Source organism: Rhodonellum psychrophilum GCM71 = DSM 17998 (genome assembly GCF_000381545.1).
Lineage (GTDB): Bacteria > Bacteroidota > Bacteroidia > Cytophagales > Cyclobacteriaceae > Rhodonellum > Rhodonellum psychrophilum.
On record NZ_KB906680.1, the window covers coordinates 135,193 to 147,093 of the forward strand.

The following is an 11,901-nucleotide window of genomic DNA, read 5'->3' on the forward strand; positions in this document are numbered from 1 at the left end:
ATTTTATTTCAGTTTCAATCCCATTTAGAAAACTATTGCATCTTTCGGGTTAAACCATCAATAAAATAAAAAAGGCAGTTCCAAATCATTGGAACTGCCTTTTTTCATTATACAGCATAAGAATCCTTATTTCAGATTCAAACGCTTACTTTCTGGGTAGCACATCAATGATAACCGTACGATTATAAGCACGCTCCTCAGGAAACTTGTTTTGGAAAGGAGAAAGGTTTGCATCTTCGCCAAATGCTTTGACGTCAAACTTCACATCGTTTCTTCCAGCCTTCAAAAGACTTCTTTCAAGAATGCTTTTCACATCATTGGCACGAGCCTGAGACAATGCCAAGTTGTAGGCTTCTTCCCCTATCGCATCCGTATGACCATGAATCACGACAGTAGCACCTTGAGTGATTTTTGGGGCAACCACATCCGTAAGATATTTCTCATAGGAGGCAATGGCTTTTGCATCATTGAATTCATAGATTATGCTGAATCTCATTCCTTCTTGACTGGTAGGAGGAGTCCATTTTACAATTTTGGAGGTGGTTTCTTTCCTGATGGTTTCTCCGCTTTCGGTTTGACCCACCATGGCAATCTTGTATTCACCTTCAGGCTTGTCACCCAAGATCAATTTACCAGGGAGACTTATTTTGTTCTCCGTGTAAGGCCCAAAATTTTGCACCCTTCCCTGATCATCCTTCACTTCAAGTCTCCAAGAAGTAAATGCTTCTTCGGCTCCTTCAACATCAAAAGATACATAACTCTCCTCTGGGGCTTCCGTGGATACAGGTCTCAATGGAACGTCCAATCCACCTTTGAATTCCATCAACAAAGCAGGGAAACTGCTTTCGATAGATACTCTTCGGTCTCCTTCAAGCAATAGGTCGAGCTCACGCGTGCCTCCTTGCTTTTTGGATGGAAATTTTGGTTTATCCAAACCTTCGGTAGCGATCCTTGTTCCTGCAATTCCCCATGTGCCAACCAAATATTTTTTGATGGTTTCGGCCATTTTGGTTCCTTCTTGGGATCCTTTTTCTGAGGATCCTACCAGCTTGATGCTTGCAGAAGGATTTTTCACCATGCGATCCCCAAGGATGTTCAACACATTATAATACACCATCATCTGTCGGTCAGATCGACCAGACAATACAGTCGGTGCAAACACTTCCAATTGGTCCGCTTTGAAATCCTTTACTTGCTCTTTTTCAAGAATTACATAACGTTTGGGGATTTCGGTTGATCCAGCATTGAAGAATACATAATTCCGAAGTGGGAAGGTTTCAATGATTTGATTGCCCAAAGGAAGATTTTTGGGTGAATCGATCTTGAAGCCGACCTCTGGAGACACGTACGAGACAGGCGCAGCCACGACAGCCGGGATTTTACGCCCTTTGCCAAACTTCAGTGCAGCACCTACCCTTACCGTGGTCAAAGTCCAAGTTTCTGAAGACCTTGGATTCTGCCCAAAATAAGGTTGGAACGAAACAAATGGAGACAGCACAGTTTGGACTTTGCTTGCTTGGGAGGAAAGCGGGATATCATATCCAGCACCGATCTGCATAGAGATCAGATTTTTGTTGGTATTGCTAAATTCACCATTGACCTCAGGCGTGGGCGCCTGATCCGGAAAGTCCGGATTGATTCCCAACTGATAGGTAAATGCATTGGTCCTGTTGAAGCCAAATCTCGGGCCCCCGTACAGATAAAAGTTCGACTTGAACGGTGCAAATCTGAGGCTCGGTTCTATGGTCAAGTAACTCAGGTCAGTTGACAAGTCAGCAGGACAGTTGCAAGCGGTTCTGATCTGGTCGAAGCTGCTTTTTCGCGAATCAAATCCGGCCTGAAGCATCATTCCCCATCTCGATTCCGGACGGTGATACTCCAATACGGGTCCAAGAAAAAGCCCAACACCATTGCCATGGTTGAAGGCTGCGGGGATCATCAAACTTGAATTCAACCGCTGGGTAGTCCCTTGATTGAAATTGAAATTTGCTCCTGCTGCAGCCCCAAACCACCAAGAGGGCCTGGAAAACTGGACTTCCTGGGCAACAAGTGGTGCTTGGATACCCATAAACATCAATCCCCCGAAAATGAGACTTTTATTGACCATGTGGTAAGGGGACCACGCAGCGCGCGATCCCTTTTTTATATTATTGGATGATTTCATTTTTCTAAGATTAAGGTTTTTCAATGATGTTTGTATTGGTCATGACCACTGCTCCATTGAGGACCAACATTCTTCCTGTAATTTTTGCACCTGAATTCATGGTGATGGAAGTGAAGGCCAAAACATTCCCTTTGAAATTGGTATTGTCACCAATCGTCGCAGAGCTTCCCACTTGCCAGAAAATGTTTTTGGCTTGGGCGCCTCCGGTCAAAATGACGTTTCCACCCGATCCGCCAACAGTGGTGAAACCTGAAGCGATTTGGAAAATCCAAACTGCATTGGGATCACCCTGGGCATCAAGTGTCAAATCGCCTGCTTGAATCAAAAGCGTGGAATTGGATTTGTATATCCCTGGGGCAAGGGTTTTGCCACCTTGGTCTCCGGCCATCGTCGCAGGTGCTGGGGATGATGCTCCTTCAGCAAACAAATAAGCCTGTAACAAATCCGATTTGGCCTGTATCAGCATGGCCGCAACACCAGCTGGCGAAGCATCGTCCGAAGCATATATGGCACCATTCACCACGATCGCAGGAGGAAATCCTGTTACCGAAGAACGAGCGCCTGGAGAAATCCCCACATCCAAGTTTCGGATTTCACTGAATCCTGCATTGTTGCTGATTCCCGTTGCTGCAAAAATCCCAAATCTACCAGCGGTCTTAAGATCCACAAAATAGGCAGATGTCGGGTTTTCAATTCTGAAACTCCAAACATAATCATTGACCAAATTTGAACCTGCTACACTTTGTGCTCCAGTGGTGATGGTCGCTGTGTACACTTGATTTGCTGAAAGTAAGCTAGTTGGTGTAAATGAAGCGGTTGTTCCACTGTAGGAAACCATTCCAGCAACATTTGCACCATTCAATTGAAGCTTAAAGGTGTTTCCATTGATCGATGAAGCATCCATTGGAATACTAAATGTCGCTCTAACGACCTTATTACGCGCCACATTAGTAGCATTGTTCATGGGGTCCGTCGATAGCACCGTTGGTACAATAGGCGCTACAGTGGTGAAAGTCCAAACATAATTGTTTGCCAGACCTGTACCCGCTGAATTTTTGGCTTCAGTGGTGATCGTTCCAGTATAAACCAAATTGGGCAAAAGCGGAACGTTTGGCGTAAAGGATGCCGTTGTTCCATTGTAGGAAACATTTCCTGCTATTGCTGTTTGACCTTGTTTCAATGTGAATGTTGCTCCGGTAATCGTCGCTGGATTCATGGCTTCGCTGAAAGTGGCATTAACCACCTTGTTGAGCGCCACGTTGGTTGCATTGTTTGCCGGATCGGTAGAAACCACAGTCGGAGCCACATTGGCTGCTGTCGTAAAGGTCCAAACAAAATTGTTTGCCAAACCTGTACCCGCTGCATTCTTGGCTTCGGTTGTAATGGTTCCCGTGTAGACAAGACCACCAGAGAATGGATTGGTAGGTGTAAAGGAAGCTGTTGTTCCGCTATAGGTAACAGTTCCGGCAACCGCCGTTTGACCTTGTTTCACCGTGAAAGTTGCCCCTGTGATCGTCGCTGGATTCATGGCTTCGCTAAAAGTGGCTTTAACCACCTTGTTGAGCGCCACGTTGGTTGCATTGTTTGCCGGATCGGTAGAAACCACAGTCGGAGACACATTGGCCGAAGTGGTAAATGTTGAAACAAAATTGCTTGCCAAAGGAGTGCCGTCCACATTTTTTGCACCAATGGTAATGGTGACCGTGTAGACTAGGTTCGATGCAAGTGGATTGTTTGGTGTAAAGGTCGCTGTTGTTCCATTGTAAGAAACTATTCCTGAAACCGCGTTTCCACCTTGTTTCACTGTAAAGGTTGTTCCGGTAATGGTAGCTGGATTCATTGCCTCGCTGAAAGTTGCCTTGATCAATTTATTGATTGGGACACCCGTGGCATTGTTGGCAGGATCAATGGAAACAACCATAGGAGCAATACTTGCCACTGTGGTGAAAGACCATACATAATTGCTGGCAATTGCAGTTCCTGCTCCATTTTTTGCTCCAGTGGTAATGGTACCTGTGTAAACCAAATTAGGAGAAAGCGGATTGGTCGGCGTAAAGGTCGCAGTGGTGCCCGCATAAGTGACCGTTCCAGCCACAGCCGTATTTCCTTGTTTCAATGTGAAGGTACTTCCCGTGATTGTAGCCGGATTCATGGCTTCATTGAAAACAGCCTTGATTGCCTTGTTCATGGCTACACCCGTGGCGTTATTGGCTGGGTCGGTTGAGTTCACCGTTGGCACGTTCAAAGCCGCAGTCGTGAATGACCAAACAAAATTATTTGCAAGGCCTGTTCCAGCTGCATTTTTAGCATCGGTGGTGATGGTACCAGTGTAAACCAAACTAGGAGAGAATGGATTGGTCGGCGTGAAAGTGGCCGTGGAACCACTATAAGTCACTGTTCCAGCAACATTTGTAGTGCCTTGTTTGATCGTGAATGTTGCGCCAGAGATTGTGGCTGGATTCATCGCTTCAGAGAAAGTGGCTTTCACTGCTTTGTTGAGTGCTACACTGGTCGCGTTATTTCCTGGGTCTGTAGAAGATACCGTTGGGGCAACAATTGCAGCAGTGGTGAAGGTCCAGACAAAATTGTTGGCCATGGCTGTTCCTGCAGTGTTTTTGGCTCCAGTGGTAATGGTACCCGTATACACCAAATTGGAAGAAAGTGGATTGGTCGGCGTAAAAGTTGCCGTCGTTCCACTGTAAGTCACTGTTCCGGGAACATTTGTGGTGCCTTGCTTGACCGTGAAAGTCGACCCAGAGATAGTGGCTGGATTCATCGCTTCAGAGAAAGTGGTTTTGATCACTTTGTTGATGGCCACACCGGTCGCATTGTTGGCTGGATCCGTGGAAGCAACTTTTGGGATTGCAAAATTTCCGGTGGTAAATGTCGATGCAAAATCATTTGCCATTGGAATGCCCGCAGGATTCTTTACCAATTTGGAGATTGTCACCGAATAGGTTGTATTCGACAACAGGCTGATGATCGGCGTGAAAACCGCACTGGAATCCGAATAAGTGACAGTTCCGGCAACTGCTACCGAACCAATTTTAACTGTAAAGGCAGAAGCATTGATCGTTGCCGCATTCATCAGTTCACTGAAAGTGACTTTGATGGCTTTGTTGGCAGGTACACTGATGGCCAAGTCTTTCGGGTCAATGGCGATAACGGTTGGAGCCGTTCCAGTATTGAAAGTCCAATTGTAAGTTGTTGCCATTGGGATTCCATCTTTGTTTTTAACTTCGGTGGAGATGGTTCCTTTGTAAGTAGTACCTGGCAAAAGATCATTGGCAGGTTTGAAGCTGGCCGTATTGCCCGCATAGCTGATTGCACCTGAAACTGGGGTGGTCCCTGCCATCAAGGTAAATGAAGCTGCTGAAATGGACAATGAATCCATTTTCATGCTGAATGTGGCGGTGATTGTTTTATCAAGTGCAACTCCCGTTGCCAAATTAGCTGGGTCGGTAGCAATCACAGTCGGCGATACACCCGTGGTGAAAGTCCAAACATAGGCGGTTTGCAAAGCATTCCCCATCACATCTTTGACGATGGGTTCTACCCTACCTGTGTAAGTCGTGTTTGGTGAAAGATTTGCGGAAGGTTTAAAATTCATGCTATTGGTCTCCGCTTGGAAAGTCAATTCACCTGAAATTTCTTCGGCGATTCCACCCGAAGTATTGATCACTCTCAAACTAAATGCGCCAGGAACAATACTTGCCGGATCCATGGCCTCATTGAAGGTAACAGTGATCGTTTTGGTCAATTGGACTCCGATGGCATCGGTAACAGGATTTGTGGATTCAACCTCCGGGCAAATCCCCAAAACCTCATCAAATTCATCCTTACAGCTACCAAACAAGGCGCCTAAGGATACAGCTGCCAATGCGGTCAGCCATATTCGGTTTTTGGTACTTTCTTTTTTCATAATATTTGTGATTCAAATTAAACTGGGTGATTTCTTGATTTTTTGTCCGTGGAATACGCGCTGAAGTGGAACCAATCAAAATGATAACAAATCACACAAATACGGCAAAACGGATTTTGTGAATCCATAACTGCAACTCGTAGCGAAATTTGTCTGGGTGATTGAAAATGGCCTATTTCCAGCGTATTGTGACATAAAGGTGAGCAGGTTTTCAAAGGAAAAAATTACACTAAAACAAAATAATCTTCCATAAATCACAGATTTACAAAATATTATTTAAGATGGATTAAAAATTCACAAAATATTGATTGTCAAAGATTTAACCTTTTTTATAAACTTTTTTATAAAAAATTGACTGCCGAAATTAATCCATATAAGGAAGCAACCCAACCCAATGAAAATTCAACGTTCAAAACTTCACCAGCTACAACAATATCCATTCCTCCAAAAATTAAATTGTAAAAAGAAGTCTTTGGGTATGACCAACGAAATGCAGGAATGAAAACCTGATTGTCAATACCACACCAAAGAATTTCAAACCCGTTTTATGCATTGCCAATTCAAGCCAAAAAATGCTTCATAATCAATTGGTTGTAAACTATTTTTCATTTCACCATATCAGCAATAGACCATATTGCCCTAATACGTTGATTTTTTAAGAGTTACTGCCTCTCCTAGAAATCTAATCCATATTTCGGATTAAATCCAAAACGATCAAGCGACCAAAATTTTAACTTGATAAAAATTCAAAATATGATTTTTTTATAAAGTAAAAATTAAATTAATTATGTAAATTATGCAATTGTTTCAAAAATAAGCAAAACGGTTTTTTAGCTTTCCAACCAAATACCAACCCTTGGGATGAGAAAAATTTCATTGGTCAGATGAGCTTCCCTAAAAGTACATCAACATGAAAACACGCTTTCACGAAACGCTCAACCTTCGGATCGACCAGGTGCAATTGTCCGGGGAAATGATTCTCCCCGAAAAGGCGAGTTCCTTGGTGCTTTTTTCCCATGGAAGTGGTAGCAGTCGATTCAGTCCCAGAAATAATTTTGTGGCCAAAGAGCTTCACAACGTGCAAATTGGTTCATTTCTGTTTGACCTATTGACCGAGGAAGAAGATGAAATGTATTCCAACCGATTCAATATCGAAATGCTTACCTCCCGTTTGGTTCAGGTGACCGAAATGATCGCTGCTGACACGCGTTTTTCTGATCTGAAAATGGGGTATTTCGGAGCGAGTACGGGTGCGGCCTCTGCCCTGAAAGCCGCTGCAAAATTACCCGATTTGATCCATGCGGTGGTTTCCAGGGGAGGCAGACCCGATATGGCAACACCTGAAATTTCAGAAGTAAAAGCCCCGACCCTATTGATCGTGGGAGGTTTGGATTTGGAGGTGATCCAGTTGAACAAAACCGCTTACGAATTCATGACTTGTACCAAAAAATTGAAAATTGTGGAAGGTGCCACCCATCTCTTTGAAGAACCTGGGACACTGGAACAGGTGGCTACCTATGCGGCAGTTTGGTTCAAAACCTATTTGGTGTAAGCCCAAAATATGCAATAGATTCTCAAATGGGATTGAAATTGCAAGAAAATCAGACTATTTGGAGAATAGGGCAGTGTACCGATAGGGCAAAGTCAAAAATTATGGATAACTGAATGATTATTATGACATCTAAGACCGGAATAAAATTGGAAATGCATGACACGGGTTAAACTTTAATCTTATCAAAATGAGCATACTTTTCAGAAACCGAAACGAGGCAGCCCTATTGCTGGCTGATCAATTGATAAAATACCGCGGAAAGGATGGAATTGTCTTGGCAATCCCCAGAGGAGGCGTACCAATGGCTGCCATCGTGGCCAAAAACCTTGGATTTCCTCTGGAAATCATTCTTTCGAAGAAAATCGGGCATCCCTTAAATCCCGAATATGCGATTGGCTCTGTCACCATGGACACTGTTCTAGTGGATGATTCAATTGCTGATGTTGACAAAAGCTACATCAAAAATGAGATCGATCGACTTTCCAAAGAACTGAAAAAAAGATTTGAATTTTTTATGGGAAACCGAAAGCCTGCTTCCCTCAAAAACAAAATCGTGATCGTGGTAGATGATGGCATTGCCACCGGCCACACCATGAAATCCACAATCGAATCCATCCGAAAAGAGAACCCGAAAGAATTGATCGTGGCCGTGCCTGTCGCTCCTCCCCGTACTGCCCGAGAAGTTCGCGAAATGGTGGATGAACTGATATGCCTCCACACTCCTGATGATTTTTATGGTGTGGGACAATTTTATGCGGATTTCGGTCAGGTGAGTGATGATGAAGTCATCGCGCTGCTAAAGGAAATGCGGGAAAATCCAACTTCATGAACTTTCCATGAAAACTGTCGTCCATTTTTTTCGCAAATGATTGTCAAATTGGCCTTGCATGAGCCTACTTTTCTGTCGGCAATCGTACATATAAAAAAAAACGATCATTTGGTGATTTTGATTTCATCAAACACATTTCCGTTGCCATCCAATTGTCTCAAAATCAGTGTTTTTCCATCCGTTTCCACCATGGTAAAGGAATGCCGATCCGAAACCAGCTTTACGGTAAAAGGAGCCCAGTTTTCCGGCGTTCCTTTTGTCCATAAATCAGGGTTCTCACTGATTTCGGGATCATACAGGGCCGCCCCTCCGGCACCCGTGACGATGTGAATGATACCTTCCGGTTTGGTGACGTTGACACCATCAAAATTGAGATCCAAGGTAAATTCTCCATCGACACTCCCCTCTTCCGACACGACAAATCGGGTCCCTTCCTCATTGATTTTTGGATTGAACTTCAAGGGAATAGTCCGCTGGTAATTGTGCACATGTCCATTAAATACGAGGTCAACGCCCAAAGATTCAAATATAGGGGCGGCCAATCTCATCACCTGATATTGGTGGTGCTGGAGACTGGAATTGAAAGCTGGATGGTGATAAGCCACGATTTTCCAATCTGCTTTGCTGCTGCGCAAATCGTTCGCCAGCCACTCCATCAATGCAGGATCCAGAGGGTTGACGTAGTAATTGGCATCCAGACAAACGATGTGCACATTCCCGTATTGGAAGGAGTAGTTGGAAATTCTCGGAAAACGGGGCGCTGTGTTTTTCACAAAGGCATCAATCAAATCCTGAGGACCTTCGGGTGTGACCGTCATCTTTGGAATCGGTGCATTCAAGGGCAAATCACTGTAATAGAAATATGCCAATCCATCTGGATATTTGGTGAAATCGGCACTGTAGATATCGTGGTTGCCCAAAAACATGTAAAAAGGAATGCTTCCCATCAAAGGGGCTCCCAATACCGGTGAAGCCTCCTGCGCCAAATAATAGGGGAAAAACCGGTGGCGATACTCCAATTCCCTGCCATAGGAATAGGCCATGTCTCCAGTCAAAAGCGCAAACATTGGTTTTTGGAGATAAATCTGATGGGCTATGGCGGCTTGTTCGCTTGTGCCTGCCCCATTGTCCCCGAATACTGCAAAGCGTGTCTTTGGCTTTTTGGTTCGGCTTTGGAAGACATGTTCGGCTATTGTTTTTTGATCTTGGGTCACCCGATACACATAGGTTCTGTCAAATTTCAAACCTTTGATATTCCCCCGATAAAGGAAACTCGATGCATTGTTCAAGTTAAGTTTAGTTGCAGACAGTTTGACGGACTTAAACTTTTTCACGGAAATGGCAGAAAGTCCTTCTCCCCATTCCAACCTGAAGTTTCCCCGCAGACTGTCGGTCTGCCAGATGACTACCTTTTGTTCACTGAAAAAATTTGGTGCATTTCCTGGCTGGATGTAGGGAGGCACCAGGATTTGCTGCGCAAAACCGGACTGTATCGAAAGCAAGAACAAGGAGTGAAAAAAAATCCTTTGGAGGAGCGGGATGACTTTTGTCTTGACCATTTGTATTTGGTTTTAAATCCTGAATTTTAGGTGTGCGTTCGGCATTTGTAAAGGATGATGTCTTTGAATTTCCTGTCATTTTTGAGTATGGAAAAAAATTCTTCGATAAATTTCCGCATTGCCTGCAATTCGTTTTTGTGGATGTCCTTTTCGATGTGCTTGAAAGCCTCCCAAATTTGCGGTTCGCGTTCAAGATACTCTGCTCTGACATACTGCAGCAATCCTTCATTTCTGCAAAATCCTCTGTAAAGCCTTTCCCGTACATTGTCAATTTCCAGCTTTTCACTGACTTGAGCATAAGGGGCATTGACAAGCCCAGCCATGTCAAAATCATAGGGCAATGGGATATAAATCCTCGGAGGCAATTGCATCACCTGCAAATTGTGTTGTACCAAACTGGACCAATCCGTGTTGGCAATCATAAATTGAAAAAAATCATGTCTTACAGCCGCCGTATCCTGCAAGGAATAGGGGTTGATGTTTTTGCCTTTCATGATTCTCCCACCAAAGCGTCTGGCTACCTGGTCATTGTCCTCGATAAAAAAAGCCTTGACTGTGTAAGATTTGACCTGCCTTCCATCGAGATCCGTCAGGTTCAGGTCAATCAACCTTGTTTTGAAATAATAATTGGAAATGGGTTCATAAAGTTTGTAGCAGAGATATTCCTTCAAGGCCAGATCATTGCCAGTTTTGTTGGCGTGACAGGGAAGCACAAGTTTGAGGGATTTGGATCCTTCAAATAGCGTCCCCTTGCTCTCCTTTTTGCTTATTTTGATTCTGGCAGGAGAGAAAAAACAGTTTTTCATTCTGAAATTCCCCCTTGAGCGCATTTCGATTCCAATTGAATCCCAGTTTCCTCTATTGGTTTTATAATGGAGAATCGTGGGGAGATAAAGAGAGTCGTTTGTATTTTTCCTTAACTCCTTGAAAGAATAAGACAAGCTCATTTCCAGCAGCGAGTCACTTCCAAAAAGTGGTGCAAATATTCTTTCCTGAGCCACACCTACATGGCAAAAAATAACGAGCAGGAAAATGACAAGCACTTTGGTTTTCATATTCTAGACATTGATTGAGAACGCCAAATTATTTGAAACCGATGAAAGGAAATTTCTTACCCTTCCTAAAAAGAAGCATTCGCTCACCTGAAGAAGACCATAAAGATCACAAAGCCCAGTACGCCGGTTGCAAATCCGATCATCAGCACTTTATATGCGTAGCCGAGCAGGTTGTATTTCTGTTTTAAAATCACCCCTTGGCTATAGAGATCGATGATCATGTGCTCGTAGATGTCCTTCCTTGAATTCAACAATTCTTCCATTTTGTTGATATATTCCTGTTGGGTATAATCTGCAATCACGCCAAAAAACAGCAGGCTTGTCTTTTCTGAAGGGTTGGGTTTGAAATGGGATTCGATGATCTTTGGCTGAGCCGCCAAAATCGCCAAAATGGCAGATGTAAGACAGGAAAGAACGATCACCACCATAGGGATAATGATGGAATATTGGTAAAAATCAAGTTTTTCGGCCACGACTCCATAACCTGAAATGGCGATGATAGAAGAAATGATCACTGTATTGATGCTGATGATCATGTTTGCCTTGCTATCCACGATCTGTCTCAGATTGGTTTGGTTTCTGTAAGTTGCGCGAAAAAGCGTTTCTCGCTCCCTCCCGGATTTTTTATGCTCTTCCTCTTGTTCTATTTCCATTTTATGGTTTTTATATAACTAAGTTAATTATTTTAAACAAAGAATTACATAAAATGAAGAAGCAGATTTTCAGAAATATCAAAATATTTTTATAACTTAAACTGCTTTATTTCAACACTATGTAATGGAAATGAAATCAATTCCCATTTTTTCTTTTGTTCACTGCT

Annotated in this window: 7 protein-coding genes; 2 read left to right on the plus strand and 5 right to left on the minus strand. The window is 43.5% G+C overall.

Annotated features, from left to right (window positions below; all coding sequences use genetic code 11):
• Positions 1 to 145: 145 nt before the first annotated feature.
• Positions 146 to 2,164: an OmpA family protein gene (locus F824_RS0113490; protein WP_019598436.1), complete on the minus strand. Its 2,019-nt coding sequence runs from the start codon at positions 2,162 to 2,164 to the stop codon at positions 146 to 148.
• A 10-nt stretch (positions 2,165 to 2,174) separates the two neighbouring features.
• Complete coding sequence (locus tag F824_RS25900) at positions 2,175 to 6,086, minus strand: Ig-like domain-containing protein (protein WP_019598437.1); 3,912 nt, start codon at positions 6,084 to 6,086, stop codon at positions 2,175 to 2,177.
• Between the two features lie 910 nt (positions 6,087 to 6,996).
• Between F824_RS25900 and F824_RS0113505 the strand changes: the two genes are divergently transcribed.
• Positions 6,997 to 7,638, plus strand: a complete 642-nt coding sequence (locus F824_RS0113505; protein WP_019598439.1) for a dienelactone hydrolase family protein — start codon at positions 6,997 to 6,999, stop codon at positions 7,636 to 7,638.
• Between the two features lie 187 nt (positions 7,639 to 7,825).
• The gene (locus tag F824_RS0113510) at positions 7,826 to 8,467 is read left to right on the plus strand and encodes a phosphoribosyltransferase (RefSeq protein WP_019598440.1); all 642 of its coding nucleotides are present in this window, start codon (positions 7,826 to 7,828) and stop codon (positions 8,465 to 8,467) included.
• Positions 8,468 to 8,571: 104 nt separating this feature from the next.
• Here the strand turns inward: F824_RS0113510 and F824_RS25905 are convergent, their stop codons facing one another.
• The 3 genes from F824_RS25905 to F824_RS0113525 form a co-directional block, all read right to left on the minus strand.
• Positions 8,572 to 10,026, minus strand: a complete 1,455-nt coding sequence (locus F824_RS25905; RefSeq protein ID WP_019598442.1) for a metallophosphoesterase — start codon at positions 10,024 to 10,026, stop codon at positions 8,572 to 8,574.
• 26 nt (positions 10,027 to 10,052) lie between these two features.
• Positions 10,053 to 11,081, minus strand: coding sequence for a hypothetical protein (locus F824_RS0113520; RefSeq protein WP_019598443.1), 1,029 nt, complete (start codon positions 11,079 to 11,081; stop codon positions 10,053 to 10,055).
• 83 nt (positions 11,082 to 11,164) lie between these two features.
• Positions 11,165 to 11,734 (minus strand): Pycsar system effector family protein, encoded by a 570-nt coding sequence (locus tag F824_RS0113525; RefSeq protein WP_019598444.1) that lies wholly within the window; start codon positions 11,732 to 11,734, stop codon positions 11,165 to 11,167.
• Positions 11,735 to 11,901: the final 167 nt, after the last annotated feature.

What these genes read in the sequence shown, in the direction of transcription:
- F824_RS0113505 (WP_019598439.1), top strand. Translation starts at nt 6,997, where the DNA reads ATGAAAACACGCTTTCACGAAACGCTCAACCTTCGGATCGACCAGGTG.
- F824_RS0113525 (WP_019598444.1), bottom strand. Translation starts at nt 11,734, where the DNA reads ATGGAAATAGAACAAGAGGAAGAGCATAAAAAATCCGGGAGGGAGCGA.
- F824_RS25905 (WP_019598442.1), bottom strand. Translation starts at nt 10,026, where the DNA reads ATGGTCAAGACAAAAGTCATCCCGCTCCTCCAAAGGATTTTTTTTCAC.
- F824_RS0113520 (WP_019598443.1), bottom strand. Translation starts at nt 11,081, where the DNA reads ATGAAAACCAAAGTGCTTGTCATTTTCCTGCTCGTTATTTTTTGCCAT.
- F824_RS0113490 (WP_019598436.1), bottom strand. Translation starts at nt 2,164, where the DNA reads ATGAAATCATCCAATAATATAAAAAAGGGATCGCGCGCTGCGTGGTCC.
- F824_RS25900 (WP_019598437.1), bottom strand. Translation starts at nt 6,086, where the DNA reads ATGAAAAAAGAAAGTACCAAAAACCGAATATGGCTGACCGCATTGGCA.
- F824_RS0113510 (WP_019598440.1), top strand. Translation starts at nt 7,826, where the DNA reads ATGAGCATACTTTTCAGAAACCGAAACGAGGCAGCCCTATTGCTGGCT.